The sequence below is a fragment of the Nocardioides marmoriginsengisoli genome (assembly GCF_003725695.1).
Lineage (GTDB): Bacteria > Actinomycetota > Actinomycetes > Propionibacteriales > Nocardioidaceae > Marmoricola > Marmoricola marmoriginsengisoli.
Genome location: NZ_RJSE01000007.1, coordinates 1,069,072 through 1,084,309 on the forward strand (window position 1 = coordinate 1,069,072; position 15,238 = coordinate 1,084,309).

Here is a 15,238-nt window from a genome sequence, read left to right on the forward strand (position 1 = left end):
GTGGGGGTGATCGTGCTGCGGTGGCGCTACTTGATCGCGATGGGGTTGAGCGGCGATCCCACGGCTTCGGGGATGTTGAGCGGGGGCGCGACCAGGAGGAACTCGTAGGTCCCGTCCTCGGCGCAGTCGGTTGCCAGGGCGTCTAGGTTCCAGAGCTCGCCGATCGTGACGCCGAGGTCGCACAGCAGCCGGCGGTGGAGGTCGAAGGGCTTCTCCGGGTCCTCAGCAGGCATCGCCTCGAAGCCGACCGTGTCGGTGGCTGCTGCTGCGACGTCGTGGTCCGCGAACCACTGGGCGCAGGCCGAACCAGGGCCGGGACAGCCGTTCATGAAGTAGGCGAGCTTCTCCTCGTCGGTGGTCAGGTCCCACCACAGCGCGAGGTACCCGGTGCGGATCAGCACAATGTCACCGGGGGCGATCTCGATGCCCTGGGAGGCGCAGACGGCATCCAGGAGGTCGGGTGTGATGACGTAGCCGGGTTCCAGCGACTGGACGCCCTGGTGCCGGGCCACGTCGAGCAGCACGCCGCGGCCCACGAAGCTCTCCCGCTGGTGGCCGATGTGGTCGAACGGTGCACCGTCCGAGGTGGCGGTGCCGACCCAGTAGCCGTTGTAGAAGCTGTCGTCGACCGGGATGTGCGCCAAGGAGTCCCACTGCGTCGACCCCTGGAGTGCCATGTCCAAGTGGTCGTCGAGGTGCACGTGGCCGGGGAAGAACTCGCTGAACTTGGATCCGGCGAGGACGTCGGAGCCGGAGACGGCGAAGTAGTGCTTCGCCGCCGGCCGTCCGGGCCACCGCGGCGCCGTCGCGTCGATCGGCAGAGCCAGGGAGAAGACGGCGCCCTTGCTCACAGACCGTGCGGCTCGCAACGTCTCGGCGGGCCCGATCAGCTGGGAGGCTCCGCGCTGGTCGTCGTCACCCCAGCGTCCCCAGTTGTTGACCCCGGGCGGCATGTAGCCGTCGACGACCTTGCCGTGCTCGTCGACGGTGTACGCCGGCGGCGCCCACTGCGGGTCGTAGAAACCGAATGAACGTCGTCCCATCGTTCCTCCTAGTGTGCGGTGCGGTGCCGGACCTGCTCGCGGATCAGAGCGTCATAGGCCGATCGACTTGCTGATGATCGACTTCATGACCTCGCTCGTGCCGCCGTAGATCCGGCTGACCCGCGCATCGGCGTACAGGCGCGCGATCGGGTACTCGGTGATGTACCCGTAGCCGCCGAAGAGCTGGAGGCACCGGTCGATGGCGCGGTTCTGGAGCTCGGTGGAGAAAAGTTTCGCCTTGGCGGCGTCGACGGAGGTGAGTTCGCCTCTCTCATGCCGGGCGAGGGCACGGTCGACCAGCGCCTGGCCGGCCTCGATCTCGGCGGCGACCGCTGCCAGCTCGAACTTCGAGTTCTGGAAGGTCGCCAGCGGCTTGCCGAAGACCTTGCGCTCCTTGACGTAGTCGATGGTCGTCGCAAGGGCGGCCTGCGCGGCGGCGACGCTGCCCACCGCGATCGACAGTCGTTCCTGGGCGAGGTTGCCGGTCAAGTGCTTGAACGCCTGGCCCTCCTCGCCCAGCAGGTTCGCGGCCGGAACCCGCACGTCGTTGAACGACAGCTCGCAGAGGTCCTGCAGGGGCAGACCGATCTTGGGCAGCCGGCGGCCCTTCTCGAAGCCGGGCATCCCGGCCTCCACGACCAGGAGGCTGAGTCCTTCGCGCCGGTTCTCCTCCTCGGAGGTACGGGCTACGGTGACGACCAGGTCGGCGTGGGTGCCACCGGTGATGAACGTCTTGGCGCCGTTGACGATCCAGCTGTCGCCGTCGCGTCGCGCCGTGGTCCGGATTCCGGCGAGGTCGGACCCGGTGTCGGGCTCGGTCATCGCGATCGCGCTGAACAGCTCACCCGACGCAAGACCCGGGAACCAGCGCTCGCGCTGTTCCTGGTTCGCAAACTTGGTGAAGTAAGGGGACACGATGTCCATGTGGCAGCGCAGCGGGCCGAGCGAGACCAGCGCGCGGGCCGCCTCCTCGACGATGATCGCGTTGTAGAGGAACCCCGGTGCGCCGCCGCCGCCGAACTCCTCCGGCATCCGTACGCCGATGATGCCTAGCTCGCCGAGGCGGTCGAAGACCTCCCGGGGCACCAGGTCGGTCCACTCCTCGGTGTGCGGGACGACCTCCTTCTCGATGAAGGTCCGCACCATCTGGCGGAAGTCGTCGTGCTCGGAGCTGAACAATTCGCGTTCCATGACGCTCACTTTCCTTGGGCTGTGCTGGTGGTGGCGCGTTCACGTGCCTTCCGGCCACGGGGGCCGATGTCGACGGTGTGCTCGGTGATCCCCTCGGAGCGGAGGACGTCCTTGCGCACCTTCTCGTTGGCTGTCTTCGGCAGCGCGGTCCGAACGTCGTAGAACCGCGGTACGGCGAAGTAGGGGAGGAGCTCCTCGCAGTGGCGGGCGAGGTCGTCCACGTCGATCGTCTGGCCGTCCTCGGCGACGACCGCGACCATGACCTCGTCCTCGGAGAGCTCGGACGGCACGGCGTACACCGCCGACTCGGCGACCTGCGGGTGCATCAGCACGACGGTCTCGACCTCGAAGCTGGAGATGTTCTCGCCGAACCGGCGCAGAGCGTCCTTCTTACGGTCGATGAATCGGAACCATCCGTCGGAGTCCATCGCCAGCACGTCACCGGTGTGGAACCACAGGTTGCGCCAGGTCTCGACCGTCGCGGTCGGGCTGTCCCAATAGCCCACCATCATGCTGTCGGGGACGTGCGGCCTGATGACCAGCTCGCCAGGGGTGCCGGGAGCAACCTCCCCGTCGTTGTCGTCGACCACCCGGCAGTCGAAGTCCGGGTGCGCCTTGCCGCAGTAGCCGGGGCGTCCGTGCTCGTCGGGCGGTGTACCGATCACCACGGAGGCGTCGGTGCTGCCGTACAGGGAGACGACGCGCAGGCCGAACCGTTCCTCGAAGAGGTTGTAGATGTCGGCTGTCGGGGTGGGGACCGAGACGGCGACGCGCACCTGGTTGCGGGCGTCCTCCTCCGACGGCGGTGCGTTCCACAGGATCGGCACCATCGATCCGAGCAGGTTGATGGCGGTCGCCCCGGTCTCCCGGACGTCCTTCCAGTACGTCGCGGCCGAGAAGCGTTCGGAGATGATTACCGTGCCCCCGAGCCGGAACATCGGCAGCAGGGTGGAGGCGATCGCGTTCGCGTGGAAGAACGGCAGGCAGGTGAACGCGACGTCGTCGCCGCGGAACTGGGCCAGCCAGGACGACTTCTCGGAGAACGCGACCAGCGAGGTGTGGCTATGGGTCACGCCCTTCGACGGACCGGTCGTGCCCGAGGTATAGAGAATCGAGGCGGTGTCCCGCTCGTCGACCGGCACCAGCGGCGCGACCGGGGCCTTCGCGAAGGCCGCTTGGTAGTCGATCGTCCCGGCAGCGCCGGGATCGTCGACCACGAGGATCCGCGCCGGGCTGCCGATGGCATCGGCGGCGGTCCTGACGACTTCGAGCATCTGCTTCTCGACGACGACGACCTGGGGGACGGTCTCCTGGAGCTGGTGCTCCAGCATGGGTCCGCGGAGGCTGATGTTCAGCGGCACCGAGATCGCGCCGATCCGGGCGATCCCGAAGAACGCGTCGATGAACTCGATCCGGTTAGTCAGCATGATCGCGACCCGGTCGCCGGCGGACGTGCCCAGGTCGGCCAGGACGGTGGCGCACCGTCCGGCCCGTTCGATGAGCTCGGTCGCGGTGTAGCCACGCTCGCCGTGCAGGTGCAGGACCTGCTTCCCGGGCGAGAGCTTCTCGGCCAGCTCAAGCGACCCGTGCACGGTCCTCAGGTCCGGCGATCGTCCCGGGGCGGGGGAGGAGGTGCTCATGAGTCGTGCTCCGGTGTCTCGGTGGCGGTGAGCCACGGTGGGGGGGTCTTGTCCACGAAGGCCCTCAGGCCTGCGTGGCCGTCGCCGTCGACGGCCGCTTCCATCAGCGGTCGCGCCGACGGGATGGTGGTACCTGCGTTGAGCATCTGCTTGTAGGCGCTCTGCGCGCGGGGAGCGGCTCGCTGCAGCTCGTCGACGATCCGGGCCGTCTCGGCCTCCAGGTCCTCGGCGACCGAGGTGACGAGCCCCCAGGCAGCGGCTGTCTCGGCATCGATCATCGCTCCGGTGAGAAGCAGGTAGCGGGCGCGGGCCTGGCCGATGATCGGCGGCAGCAGTGCCGCTGCGATCGAGTCGGCGAGTCCGACGCGTGCCTCCGGGATGGCGAAGCGGGATCCCGGCGTGGCGATCGTGATGTCGGCGCACGCCGCGAGCAGCATGCCGCCGGCGACGCAGAGTCCGTCCACGGCAGCGATCACCGGCTTGGGGCAGGTAAGGATCGCGTGGAACGGCAGCGGCTCGTCGTAGTTGGCCTCGAAGTTGCTCAGGAAGTGCTCCCGGCCGCCGTCGAGGAGGCCCAGGAAGATCGACAGGTCGCCACCGACCCCGAACGCTCCCGGAGTGCCCCGGAGCACCACCGCGCGGACGTCCTCACGCGCGCCTGCGAGGGTGACACCGCGCTTGACCGCGTCGTACACGGTCGGTGAGAACGCGTTGCGGACGTGGGCCCTCGACACCTGGATGTCGAAGACCCCGCCCCCGACCGTCCACAGACAGTCGGGGGTGCCGGAGTCGACGCCGGTCATGCCGACCCTGCGGTGACCCACTCCACCACGAGGTCGTTGACAACCTCGGGCTTCTCCAGGTGCAGGAAATGTCCGACCCCGTCGATGAACTTCAACTCGCCGTGCTCGCCGAGGGCGCCGTCGGCTGCCTTCGCCAGGCGTGCCGGGAAGACGCCGTCGTCCGTGCCGTGCAGGTACCGGATCGGCACCTGGAACGGACCGTCGCCCGCGGCCTGCTCGGCTGCGTACTTCTCCAGGTGGTAATCGGCGTTCAGGCGTGCCTTGAAGATGCCCCGGGTCGCTGCCCAGAGGTTCTCGGGCTTGGCCAGCGTCTGCTGGAGGTACTCCATGTCCTCGGTCGAGTCGTAGCCCGCCGAGAAGTAGTCCCAGATCGACTTGAGCCACCCGTACGGGTCGCGCTCCAGGATCGCGTCGGCGGTGTCGGTCTGCAGCATGAAGATGTAGTAGATGCGCCGGATCATGTCGTAGTCGAGGAAGGCGTCGGCCAGGACGCCGTGCGGTGCGGCGGCCATCGTGACGGCCCGCTTCCAGCGGTCGGGCGCGAGGTCGATCGCGCCGTAGGTGGCCAGGGCGCCCATGTCGCTGCCGACGATGACGGCGTCACCGTCGCCGCCGAGCGCCTCGTGGAGCCCGATGGCGTCCGACACCATGGCGCCGACCTGGTAGCCGCCGTCGGGCGGCAGGTCTGCGTTGTAGCCGCGGAGGTACGGAGCCACGACCCGGAAGCCGGCATCGGCCAGCCGGGGCATCAGGTGGCGCCAGGTGTGGGGCGTGTCCGGGAAGCCGTGGATGCACAGGGCCAACGGGCCGCTGCCGAGCTCGAAGTAGTCGACATCCATGTCGTTCACGCGGACGGTCTTCTGGTCGAAGTTCACTGCGGTGCCCTTTCCGTTGGTGGTGGCGGTCACGAGACGCGGCCGTTGAAGTCGATGTAGGTCCGGGAGCCGCCCCAGAGCTGGCCCGACGCTGCGAGCTCGTGGAGGATCGTCAGGGACTGCTGGACCAGGGGCTCGTCGGTGTGGACGAAGGCTACGTAGCCCCAGACGTCCTCGAGCGGCGTGCCCGCTGCTCCGGGAGACCGGACGATCCCGGCGAACCCGGGGAGGTGGCGCACGAGGAGGCTGATGTCCGGGTTGGTGATCGCGTCTTCGGGCGTACCGGTCAGGTAGGCGAGGGCGAGCACGCTGCCGCAGTCGCGAGGTGCGCGCTTGACCCGACGTGCGAAAGCCTCGGGCTGGAGCAGGCTCTCCGCGAGCAGGTGCTGGTGGCTGTGGCCGTACGCGTGGAACGAGAGGTCGGCGGGAACCGGCCAGTGCGACGGGCTGTCCAGCACGCTGGTGCAGCGCAGGCCGTCAGGGTCGCCCTCGACCGTGACGTGGCCGGCGCCGGAACGGATGCCGGCCAGGTCCAAGGCCTCGCGGGCGAGCCGGGACACGGCTTCGCGCTCGGCGCTGTCCGGGACCGTGATGCGGTGCCGCAGCACGGTCGGACGGTCGGGATCGACCCGGTGGCGATACACGGCCTGGACGACGTGGTCGCCGTCGAGGCTGACGGTGTCCACGCCGTACCGGTCCGTGCCGCTCCACGACCCACGGGCTACCGGCGTCGTGGTCGCGCCGTCGGGAACCACGGGCTCCTGGCCGTCGGTCGGGGTGACCCTGACCGCGCCGCTGTCCGGACTGGTCGACGTGGTGACATCGGCGCCGTACTCGCGGAACGCAGTGACGAAGTCACCGGGGCCGTTGGGTCCGTGCTGAAGGACGAACGTGCTCATGCTCCTACCGCCATTCGGGTCTGGATTGCGCCGTAGGTCGGCGCGATCTCCTCGACGTTGCCAACCTCGCCGTCCACGAGCATCGCCGCGACGTGCGGTGCCTGCGCGGCCGCGAGCATGATCACGTGGGCGAAGGGGTAGCGCTGGCCGCAGGCCGCGCCGATCGCCCAGATCCGCTCCGCCTCGCCGTTCCCCCGGAGGTCCAGGCGCAGGTCCTTGGTCAGGCCGACGAGGGTGTCCTCGCCGATGGCGCCGTCGTGGGTGAACCGGATCGTCCGCCCGTCGTCGGTGACGAAGCGCGGGAAGTGGAATCCGCTCGTCGAGACGATGTAGTCGAAACGTTCGACGGTCCCGTCGTTCCAGGTGACGTCGAACCCGTTGTCGGCCTCGAGCACCTTCTCGACGAACACGTCCTTGATCAGGGTGCGTCCGGCCTTGATGTTGGCCACCAGGTTGCGGGCCGTCAGGACCGGGAGCGCGTTCACGTAGTGCGTCAGGATCGGGTACGCCAGCGGCATCAGCTTCGCGCGGGCGTCCGGACCCCACGGGCCCACCAGGGAGTTCAGGGTGAAGAGGCCTTCGTAGGTGAGGTCGGCCCACCGGGTGTCACCGCTGACCGCCTGGGTCAGCTCGGCCTCGAGGCGCGACAGCGTGTCGGGTGCCTCGGACACGATCTGCTGGGTCAGCTCACGGCCTTCGCCGGCCGTGAGGACGTCGTCGACCAGGTACTGGGTCACCTTCGACACGATCTCCGGGTCCTCCGGGTCGAGGGCGAGCCACTTCTCGCGGTCCAGCTTGGCCTCGGCCGGCACGCTGCACCGGTCGCGGACCGCCGAGAGGCGTCCGCTCGGAGAGGTGGCGACGACCGTGTGGCCGTCGCGGCACAGCATCGCCATCGTGTCCTGGGCGCTGGATCGGACGCCGAGGACGAGCACCCGCGACTCCGGTTCCAGCTCGCGCACCCGGGACGCCGGGTAGCTACCGCGGAGCAGGCGCTCGTTGCCCTCGTACTGCTCGACGAGCGGGGCGAGCTTCGGGGTCTTGAGGCCCACGCAGAGGACGACGTCGGTGGCGGTGAGCACGTCGCCGCTGCTCAGGGCGACCTGGTAGCCGTCCCCGGTCTGGGTGACCGACTCGGCGAGGCTCTCGACCACCCGTACGAGGGTGCCGGCACGCTCGGCCTCGTCGCGGAACTGCTGGAAGCGGTCACGGCAGTACTGCCCGAACAGGAAGCGCGGCAGGTGGTCGTCGAGGCCGACGGGCCAGCCACGGTCGACCAGGTAGTCCAGGAAGTCCGCGCGGGCCGTGTCGTCCAGGTACATGAACCCGGTGGGGGTGTTGCACAGCAGGATCGGGTCGCTGGCGAACAGGTCGCCGTACACGTTGCCGAGTCCGACGGGGATCGGGTCGACCACAGTGATCTCGGCGATCGGGCCGCGCCTGACCAGCGCGCCGAACGCCGAGACGCCGGCTGGTCCTCCGCCGACGATCACGACGCGGTTCGACTTGTCGTAGGACGGGTTCATCCGCATTCCCTCACGGTTGCCGGGGGTGAGCCGGGGGTCGGGTCGACTGCCAAGGATGTAACGGCAGTCACATTAATATAGCAAACGGTATATTGGGTGGAGCTGACGTGTCAACGGCCGCGAGGTGATCAGTTCTGCGGGCGGGCGTGGTACAGGTAGGCGCTGGTCATCTGCTGGACCACGTCACCGTGCTGGTTGCGGATCCGGCGGTCGAACGTGACGACACCCTTGCCGCCCTTGCTCGCCGCCTTCACTGCCACGACCTCCTGCTCGAGGTGGATCGTGTCGCCGTTCTTGACCGACTTGAGCATCTTCCAGTCGTCGACGCCGAGTAGCGCGATGAGGGTGCCTTCGTTGAGCCCGGACGCGTAGCCGAGCCCGGCCGCGATCGCGTAGACGAGCGGGCCGTGCGCGATGGGCTCGCCGAACGGTGACTCCTTGCAGTACTCCCAGTTCGTGTGCACCTCGTTGAAGTCACCCGACAGGCAGGAGAAATTCACGATGTCGGTCGTGGTGACGGTGCGCTTGCCGGTGGTGAAGACGTCGCCCACGGAGAAGTCGTCGAAGTGCTTGCCACGAGGTTCGTTGGTCACGGGAGTTCCTGTTCTTCGCTGGTGGATGTGCTCGGGTCCGCGAACAGCACGAACTCGAAGAGGTAGGCGGGCTCGGCCTCGCGGAAGACGACCTCCACCCGTGCGTCTGGCACGAGCTCGTCCCAGGCGTTGCGCACCCGGCTCAGGCACCGGACGCCTTCGTCGAGGTCGACCAGGCAGAGGGTGTACGGCACCTCGTGGGCGAACATCGACGGCGCGGCGCTGACCTCGGTATAGCTGCGGAGGGTGCCTGTGCCGCGCAGGTCGATCCAGGTGACGTCGCTCGACCAGCAGCCCGGGCACAACGGCTTCGGAGGGAACGAGATCTCCGCGCACGACGTGCACTGCGTGGTGCTCAGGCGCCCCTCGCGGAGGCCGTCCCAGAACGGGGCGGTGAACTCCGTCATCCGCGGCGGATAGGCGAGTTGCTCGGTCGGCACGGCAGGACCTCCTGTGGTCACGCGCGGTTCTCGGGGCGGGAGAGGATGTGCATCAAGGTCGCGTTGTAGTCGCCGAGCTCGGCGGTCACTGCTCCGATGCCGGCGCCGACGACCTGACGGTCCCCGGCCTCGCCGCGCAGCTGCTCCACGGCTTCGTAGACGTTGTAGAGCGGTGTGACGTGCGGCGGGTGACCGCGGCTGGCGAGACCGCCGGACGGGCTCACCGGGACGCGTCCGCCGATGCTGCTCTCGCCTGCCGCTGCGGCTTCACCGCCGGTGCCGCGCGGGAACAGGCCGATCGACTCGGTGAGGATCAGCTCGACGATCGAGCACGGGGCGTAGACCTCGGCGAAGTCCAGGTCCGAGGCGGTGATGCCGGCCCCCTCGTATGCCTTGCCGGAGGCGATCCGGGCGGACTCGAACGTGGTCAGGTCGGTAGGCCGGCTCGAGACCTGGTGGATGCCCTCGTGGTAGAAACCGCGGCTAACCACGTCGACGTGGCGCCCGAGCGAGCGTGCGATGTCGGGTCGTGCAACCACGATCGCGACGGCGCCGTCCGAGCGCGGCGGCACGTCGAGGAGTCCGAGGGGTCGCACGATCTGACGCGCGTCCAGCACGTCCTGGATGCTGATCTCCTTGCGCATCTGGGCCAGCGGGTTGAGCATCGCGTGCCGGCGGTTCTTCACCGGGATCGAGGCCAGCTGCTCGCGGGTCAGTCCGTACTCGTGCATGTAGCGGGTCGCGTTCAGCGCGTACCACGCGATCGGGGTCACGCCGAACGGCACGTGGAAGTCGACGTCGCCGACCGCACGCATCGACAGGTGCATGTGCTCGCCGGTGGGAACGTGCATCTCGCGGTTGACACCCAGGGCGACGGCCACCTTGGCCTTGCCCGATGCGACCCGGTCGACGGCGAGGTCGAACGCGAGGCCGCCGGTCATCCCGTTGCCCAGGACCTCGAGCAGGATGTCGTCGACCGGCATGTCCAGGTACCCCGCCATGAACGTGCCGAAGTAGCGCTGCTCGCAGTAGGGCCGAGGGAGTGCGAAGACCAGGGCGTCGATGTCCTCCTTCGACAGGCCCGCATCGGTGACGGCCTGGACCAGCGCCTGGGCGAGCATCTCGTGCTCGAGGACGTCGACGTACTTGCCGACCGGGAGGGCGCCGATGCCGACGACCGAGGCCACAGGTTCCATGTGCACGCCACTCCATTCATACGGTCAGACATTAACTAGGCTGTATAGAACTCAGATCCTTTCTAAATGTCAAGCCATTGACAGTAAGTTAAATGTCAGACATCATCCGCTCATGGCAGATCACGGGCATCCACCGGTCGTCGGCCCCCTCGACGGCGTCACCGTCCTCGACATGACGACCTCGTACGCCGGCCCCACCGGCTCGATGTACCTCGCTGAGCTCGGCGCTCGGGTGATCAAGATCGAGCGGCCCGGGTCCGGGGACGACGCCCGACACTGGGGACCGCCGTTCGTCGACGGGACCTCGGCCTGGTTCGCCTCGGCGAACCGGAACAAGGAGTCGGTCGTGCTCGACGTCCGCAAGCCGGGCGGTCTGGAGGTCCTGCACCTGCTGCTCGCTGAGGCGGACGTGTTCATGGAGAACCTGAACCCGGACAAGCTCGCCGGCCTGCGGCTGGACCCCGAGACCATCCGTGCGCGGCACCCGCGGCTCATCTACTGCGCCGTGTCCGGCTTCGGGCTGGACGGTCCGGACAGCGGCCTGCCCGGCTACGACCTGGTGGCCCAGGCCCGTTCCGGGTTGATGTCGGTCACCGGTGCGAAGGGAGGTCCGCCGCAGCGTGTCTCCACCGCTCTGTCGGACATCGTCGCCGGCATGTCGGCGGCCCTGGCGATCTGCGCGGCCGTCGTGCGACAACGCGCCCACGGGACCGGCGACCTGATCGACATCTCGCTCCTCGACGGCGACCTCGCGCTGATGGCTCCGCGCATCGCGTCGTTCCTGGCCGGTGAGCCCGAGCCGGGTCCCAGCGGCGGCACCGACTCGGTCCTGGCCGTCTACCAGACCTTCGTGACGGCTGACCGCGACATCGCGGTGGCGATCGGGAACGACCTGATGTGGCAGCGCTTCTGCGGCGTGCTGGGGCTCGCCGAGCTCGTCGCCGACGCCGCCTTGACGGACAACGCGGGACGTCGCGCCCAGCGCGGGACGATCACGGCCGTGGTCGCCGACAGGCTCCGGGAGCGCCCGGCGGCCGAGTGGCTCAAGGTGCTCGACGAGGCGGATGTCCCCGCATCTGCGGTCAAGACGCTCTCCGAGGTCGTCGACGACCCGCAGGTCAGGGCGCGGGGCAACCTGCTCCCGGTCGCGGACGCGCCGGGGCTCTTCGGTGTCCGCGCTCCGTTCCGGCTGGCCTCCGTGCCGGTGCCGCCGAACCAACCGGTCCCGGCCCTGGGCGCGCACAGCCGTGCGGTGCTGGCGTCCCTGGGCTGCACCGACGACCAGATCAGCGAGCTCGTCGCCGCGGGAGCGGTGCACGTCCGCGACAAGGAGGTGCACGATGACTGACGTCGTCGTGGTGGAGGAACGAAGCCGCGCGCGGATACTCAGGATCAACCGGCCGAGCGTCTACAACGCTTTGAACGCCGAGACCCTGACCGCCCTCGGAGACGCAGTGCGCGCGGCTGTCGGCACCCCTGGGGTCCGTGCGGTCGTGATCACCGGGACGGGTGAGAAGGCGTTCAGCGCCGGCGCCGACCTCGACGAGCTCAGCGGTCTGGACGCCGAACGCGCCGGAATCGTGCTCGGGGCGGGGCAACGCATCCTCGCGGAGATCGAGCACAGTCCGGTCCCGGTCATCGCAGCGGTCAACGGGCTCGCGCTCGGTGGCGGCTTCGAGCTGGTCCTCGCCTCCACCTTCGCGGTGCTGTCGACCAACGCGTCGTTCGCGCTCCCCGAGTCCGGACTCGGCCTGATCCCGGGGTACGGCGGGACGCAGCGGCTGTCGCGGGTCGTCGGCCCGGCCGTCGCCGCGCACATGATGCTCACCGGATCACGGATGTCCGCCTCGCGTGCCTACGAGCTGGGGCTGACCCCGCTCGAGCCGGTGGAGCCAGCGGACCTGATTCAGGCCGCTCTGGACGTGGCCGACACCGTGGCGGCCCGTGGCCCGCGCGCCCATGCCGCTATCCTGCGAGCGCTCCGGGTCGGTGCGCCCAGCCCGCAGGACCTTGCTTTCGAGACCGCGCTGGCCGCCGTGGCCACCGGCAGCGCCGAGGCCCGCGAAGGCGTCGGTGCCTTCCAGGAGAAGCGCTCCGCCGAATTCCCCGACCCGACGGAAGGGTGGTGAGCGCCGTGCCGGTCGCTGAGCTCTTCGACGTCGAGCACGATCCCGACGCGTACATCGCCCTGCACGACGCCCTCGACGAGCCCGCCAGCGACCAGCTGCTCGACAAGCGGGAGCGCGAGGTTCGCGCCCGGGTGCGAGCCGTCGTCGCCCTCGAGGTGGCGCCACGAGCCGCCGACCTCGACCGCACGCACGACTTCGCGCACGACAGCTACCAGGCTCTCGCCAGCGCCGGTCTCGCCGGCCTGATCTTCCCCGAGCGGTGGGGTGGAACGGCTGACTCGAACGTCGCGTACGCCGTGGCGATGGAGGAGATCACCGCCGCCTGCCCTGCGACCAGCCTCGTCTACATGACGCAGATGCACGCCGCTTACCCGATCTGGCGCGCGGGCAGCGAAGAGCTTGCCGACCGGCTGATCCCCGGTCTGGTCGACGGGTCGCGGTACGGCTCGCTGGGCATCACCGAGCCCGATGCCGGGAGCGATGCTGCCGCCTTGCGGACTCGTGCGCGCCGGGTCGAGGACGGCGGTGACGTCACGGCGTACCGGATCACCGGAGGAAAGACGTTCATCACCACCGGGGACCGGTCGGACGTGATCGTGTGCTTCGCCACGGTCGACCCGGCCCAGAAGCGTCGCGGGATCACGGCCCTGGTGGTGGAGGGCAACCCCGAAGGACTGACCCGCAGCCAGCCGTTCGAGAAGATGGGCATGCACGGATCGTCGACCGCCGAGCTCTTCTTCGCCGACGTCGAGGTCCCGGTCGGGAACCGGCTCGGGGCCGAGGGTGACGGGTGGCCTGTCGTGACCGCTTCGGTGGTCAAGTCTCGGGTGAGCGCGGCTGCCCAAGGCGTCGGGATCGCTCGGGCCGTCTACGCGCGGACCCTGACCGCCCTGCACCGGATCCACGGGCCCGCTCTGCCCGACGACCTCACCTTCTCCCTGGCGGAGCTGCGCGGAGAGATCCTCCGGGGCCGGCTCCTCCTGCTCGCCGTCGCGAGGGAGATCGACGTCGCCGAGACGCCCTCGACGGGTCGCATCGGCATCATGAAGCAGACCTGCACCGACCTCGGCTGGCACGCCGCCGTCGAGGCCGTCCGCCTGCTGGGCCCGTTCGGTGACCTTGCGGACGTCGGGGTCGAGAGGTACCTGCGCGACGCCAAGGTCACCCAGATCTACGACGGCACCAACGAGGTCCAGCGACTGCTGATCGGCCGCGACACCGCATCGAACATCAAGGATGTCCTGTGAGCAGGCCACTGGATGGCAAGGTAGCCATCGTCACCGGCGCGGGCCGCGGGATCGGGCGCGGCGTCGCCGCGACCCTGGCCGAGGCCGGAGCGGCCGTCGTGGTCGCGTCGCGCACCCCTGCCCAGCTGGAGAGCTTCGTCGCCGAGGCCACCGCCGCGGGGCACCGCGCGCTCGCCGTGGCGACGGACGTGACCGACGAGCAGGCCGTCGAGGCGCTGGTCGTGCGGACGGTCGCGGAGTACGGGCGGGTCGACATCCTGGTCAACAACTCGGGCGTCCTGTCCTCGACGCCGCTGCTGGACCAGGACCCGTCCGACTGGGACCGCGTCGTCGGCACCAACCTGCGCGGCACCTACCTGATGACCCGAGCCGTCGGTCGGCACCTGGTAGCCCAGCGATCGGGCAAGGTCATCAACATCGCCTCGAACTTCGCTCTGATGGGTGTCGCCAACCACGCGGCGTACGCGGCCTCGAAGGCCGGCGTGATCGCGTTCACGTCCTGCATGGCCGTCGAGTGGGCGCGCAACGGCGTCCAGGTCAACGCGGTCGCGCCCGGCTACTTCGCGACCGAGCTGAATGCCGAGATGCGCAGCGACCCCGCCGTCACCGAGAAGGTGCTCAAGGCCATCCCGGCCCGACGCATGGGCGAGGTCGAGGAGCTGGCGCCCTGGATCCTGCTGCTGGCGGGGACCGCGTCTGACTTCATGACCGGAGAAACGATCGTCATCGACGGCGGCCAGTCCGCACGATGAACCAGGAGCACAGGAGCTGACATGACCAAGACCTCGAATGTCGCCGTCCTCGGCGCAGGGACGATGGGATCAGGTATCGCCACCGTCGCCGTCCGCGCGGGACACCGGACGATCCTCTACGACCTGACCGAGGACCGGGTCGAGCGCGGCCTGACGACCACCCGCGACTTCCTCGCCAAGAGCGTGAAGCTCGGACGCCTGACGCCCGAGCAGGGCGAGACCGCCAACGCGAACCTGATCGGCAGCACCGAGCTGACCGACCTCGCCGACTGCGATGTCGTGATCGAGGCGGTCTTCGAGGACCTGGAGGTGAAGAAGGACCTGTTCGGACGCCTGGACGACATCGTCGCGGAGACGACCCTGTTCCACACCAACACGTCCACGCTGTCGGTCACGGCGATCGCGTCCGGGTCGAGGCATCCCGAACGCGTGGTGGGAACCCATTACTGCAACCCGGCCCCGCTGATGAAGCTGGTCGAGGTCGCCCTCGGGCGTCACACCGCCGACTGGGCGCACCGTGTCACGTCGGAGTTCATGGCGTCGGTCGGCAAGACGGTCGTGATCACCAAGGACATGCCGGGGTTCATCGTCAACCGCTTCCTGATCCCGTGGGAGAACGACTGCATCCGGGCCCTCGAGTCCGGTCTGGGCACCAAGGAGTCGATCGACGCGGCGGTCAAGGGCAACCTCGGCCATCCGATGGGACCGTTCCGGCTGCTCGACATCGTCGGGATGGACATCCACCAGCAGGTCGCCCTGCGCCTGTACGAGCAGCTGCGCGACCCGCGCTTCGCGCCGCCGCCGATGGTCGAACGGATGGTCTCGGCCGGTGACCTCGGGCGCAAGACCGGTCGCGGTTTCTACACCTACGACGACAACCGCCTTTTCGGCTCCTGACGCCGGC

General features: G+C 69.1%; 15 protein-coding genes. 5 read left to right on the forward strand and 10 right to left on the reverse strand.

All coding sequences use genetic code 11. The features are described 5' to 3' along the window. Window positions 1–26 precede the first annotated feature (26 nt). The 10 genes from EFK50_RS13730 to EFK50_RS13775 all read right to left on the reverse strand — a co-directional run bounded on the left by EFK50_RS13730 (window position 27) and on the right by EFK50_RS13775 (window position 10,206). Window positions 27–1,043: a cyclase family protein gene (locus tag EFK50_RS13730; protein WP_123228094.1), complete on the reverse strand. Its 1,017-nt coding sequence runs from the start codon at window positions 1,041–1,043 to the stop codon at window positions 27–29. A 51-nt stretch (window positions 1,044–1,094) separates the two neighbouring features. Beyond that, on the reverse strand, window positions 1,095–2,234 hold the full coding sequence (locus tag EFK50_RS13735; RefSeq protein WP_123228095.1) for an acyl-CoA dehydrogenase family protein: 1,140 nt from the start codon (window positions 2,232–2,234) through the stop codon (window positions 1,095–1,097). Between the two features lie 5 nt (window positions 2,235–2,239). Further along, complete coding sequence (locus EFK50_RS13740; protein WP_123228096.1) at window positions 2,240–3,874, reverse strand: AMP-binding protein; 1,635 nt, start codon at window positions 3,872–3,874, stop codon at window positions 2,240–2,242. Beyond that, window positions 3,871–4,677 carry an enoyl-CoA hydratase/isomerase family protein gene (locus EFK50_RS13745; protein WP_123228097.1) on the reverse strand — a complete coding sequence of 269 codons (807 nt, stop codon included), beginning with the start codon at window positions 4,675–4,677 and terminating at the stop codon, window positions 3,871–3,873. Before EFK50_RS13745 ends, EFK50_RS13740 begins: the two co-directional genes overlap by 4 nt. After that, complete coding sequence (locus EFK50_RS13750; protein ID WP_221177383.1) at window positions 4,674–5,585, reverse strand: alpha/beta fold hydrolase; 912 nt, start codon at window positions 5,583–5,585, stop codon at window positions 4,674–4,676. The genes EFK50_RS13745 and EFK50_RS13750 overlap by 4 nt, the downstream gene beginning before the upstream one ends. Next, window positions 5,582–6,451: a hypothetical protein gene (locus EFK50_RS13755; RefSeq protein ID WP_123228098.1), complete on the reverse strand. Its 870-nt coding sequence runs from the start codon at window positions 6,449–6,451 to the stop codon at window positions 5,582–5,584. The genes EFK50_RS13750 and EFK50_RS13755 overlap by 4 nt, the downstream gene beginning before the upstream one ends. Beyond that, window positions 6,448–7,977, reverse strand: coding sequence for an FAD/NAD(P)-binding protein (locus EFK50_RS13760; RefSeq protein WP_183407817.1), 1,530 nt, complete (start codon window positions 7,975–7,977; stop codon window positions 6,448–6,450). Before EFK50_RS13760 ends, EFK50_RS13755 begins: the two co-directional genes overlap by 4 nt. A 128-nt stretch (window positions 7,978–8,105) precedes the next feature. Further along, entirely contained in the window at window positions 8,106–8,570 is a 465-nt protein-coding gene (locus EFK50_RS13765; RefSeq protein ID WP_123228100.1) for a MaoC/PaaZ C-terminal domain-containing protein, read from the reverse strand. After that, entirely contained in the window at window positions 8,567–9,010 is a 444-nt protein-coding gene (locus EFK50_RS13770) for a Zn-ribbon domain-containing OB-fold protein (protein ID WP_123228101.1), read from the reverse strand. Before EFK50_RS13770 ends, EFK50_RS13765 begins: the two co-directional genes overlap by 4 nt. Before the next feature lie 17 nt (window positions 9,011–9,027). Beyond that, the gene (locus EFK50_RS13775) at window positions 9,028–10,206 is read right to left on the reverse strand and encodes a thiolase family protein (RefSeq protein ID WP_123228102.1); all 1,179 of its coding nucleotides are present in this window, start codon (window positions 10,204–10,206) and stop codon (window positions 9,028–9,030) included. 112 nt (window positions 10,207–10,318) lie between these two features. Here EFK50_RS13775 and EFK50_RS13780 point away from each other — a divergent pair, with 112 nt between their 5' ends. Genes EFK50_RS13780 through EFK50_RS13800 form a run of 5 tightly spaced genes read left to right on the forward strand, consistent with a single transcriptional unit; the run spans window position 10,319 to window position 15,231 of the window. Beyond that, window positions 10,319–11,554, forward strand: a complete 1,236-nt coding sequence (locus tag EFK50_RS13780) for a CaiB/BaiF CoA transferase family protein (RefSeq protein WP_123228103.1) — start codon at window positions 10,319–10,321, stop codon at window positions 11,552–11,554. Continuing rightward, window positions 11,547–12,335: an enoyl-CoA hydratase/isomerase family protein gene (locus EFK50_RS13785; RefSeq protein ID WP_123228104.1), complete on the forward strand. Its 789-nt coding sequence runs from the start codon at window positions 11,547–11,549 to the stop codon at window positions 12,333–12,335. The genes EFK50_RS13780 and EFK50_RS13785 overlap by 8 nt, the downstream gene beginning before the upstream one ends. After that, a complete protein-coding gene (locus EFK50_RS13790) occupies window positions 12,332–13,582 on the forward strand; it encodes an acyl-CoA dehydrogenase family protein (protein ID WP_221177384.1) in 1,251 nt (416 codons plus the stop codon). Before EFK50_RS13785 ends, EFK50_RS13790 begins: the two co-directional genes overlap by 4 nt. After that, window positions 13,579–14,334: an SDR family NAD(P)-dependent oxidoreductase gene (locus EFK50_RS13795; RefSeq protein ID WP_123228105.1), complete on the forward strand. Its 756-nt coding sequence runs from the start codon at window positions 13,579–13,581 to the stop codon at window positions 14,332–14,334. Before EFK50_RS13790 ends, EFK50_RS13795 begins: the two co-directional genes overlap by 4 nt. A gap of 21 nt (window positions 14,335–14,355) precedes the next feature. Next, window positions 14,356–15,231: a 3-hydroxyacyl-CoA dehydrogenase family protein gene (locus tag EFK50_RS13800; RefSeq protein WP_123228106.1), complete on the forward strand. Its 876-nt coding sequence runs from the start codon at window positions 14,356–14,358 to the stop codon at window positions 15,229–15,231. Window positions 15,232–15,238 lie beyond the last annotated feature (7 nt).

Coding starts and splice junctions, on each gene's coding strand:
- EFK50_RS13775 (WP_123228102.1), bottom strand. CDS start 10,206: ATGGAACCTGTGGCCTCGGTCGTCGGCATCGGCGCCCTCCCGGTCGGC.
- EFK50_RS13755 (WP_123228098.1), bottom strand. CDS start 6,451: ATGAGCACGTTCGTCCTTCAGCACGGACCCAACGGCCCCGGTGACTTC.
- EFK50_RS13785 (WP_123228104.1), top strand. CDS start 11,547: ATGACTGACGTCGTCGTGGTGGAGGAACGAAGCCGCGCGCGGATACTC.
- EFK50_RS13745 (WP_123228097.1), bottom strand. CDS start 4,677: ATGACCGGCGTCGACTCCGGCACCCCCGACTGTCTGTGGACGGTCGGG.
- EFK50_RS13730 (WP_123228094.1), bottom strand. CDS start 1,043: ATGGGACGACGTTCATTCGGTTTCTACGACCCGCAGTGGGCGCCGCCG.
- EFK50_RS13760 (WP_183407817.1), bottom strand. CDS start 7,977: ATGAACCCGTCCTACGACAAGTCGAACCGCGTCGTGATCGTCGGCGGA.
- EFK50_RS13735 (WP_123228095.1), bottom strand. CDS start 2,234: ATGGAACGCGAATTGTTCAGCTCCGAGCACGACGACTTCCGCCAGATG.
- EFK50_RS13740 (WP_123228096.1), bottom strand. CDS start 3,874: ATGAGCACCTCCTCCCCCGCCCCGGGACGATCGCCGGACCTGAGGACC.
- EFK50_RS13780 (WP_123228103.1), top strand. CDS start 10,319: ATGGCAGATCACGGGCATCCACCGGTCGTCGGCCCCCTCGACGGCGTC.
- EFK50_RS13800 (WP_123228106.1), top strand. CDS start 14,356: ATGACCAAGACCTCGAATGTCGCCGTCCTCGGCGCAGGGACGATGGGA.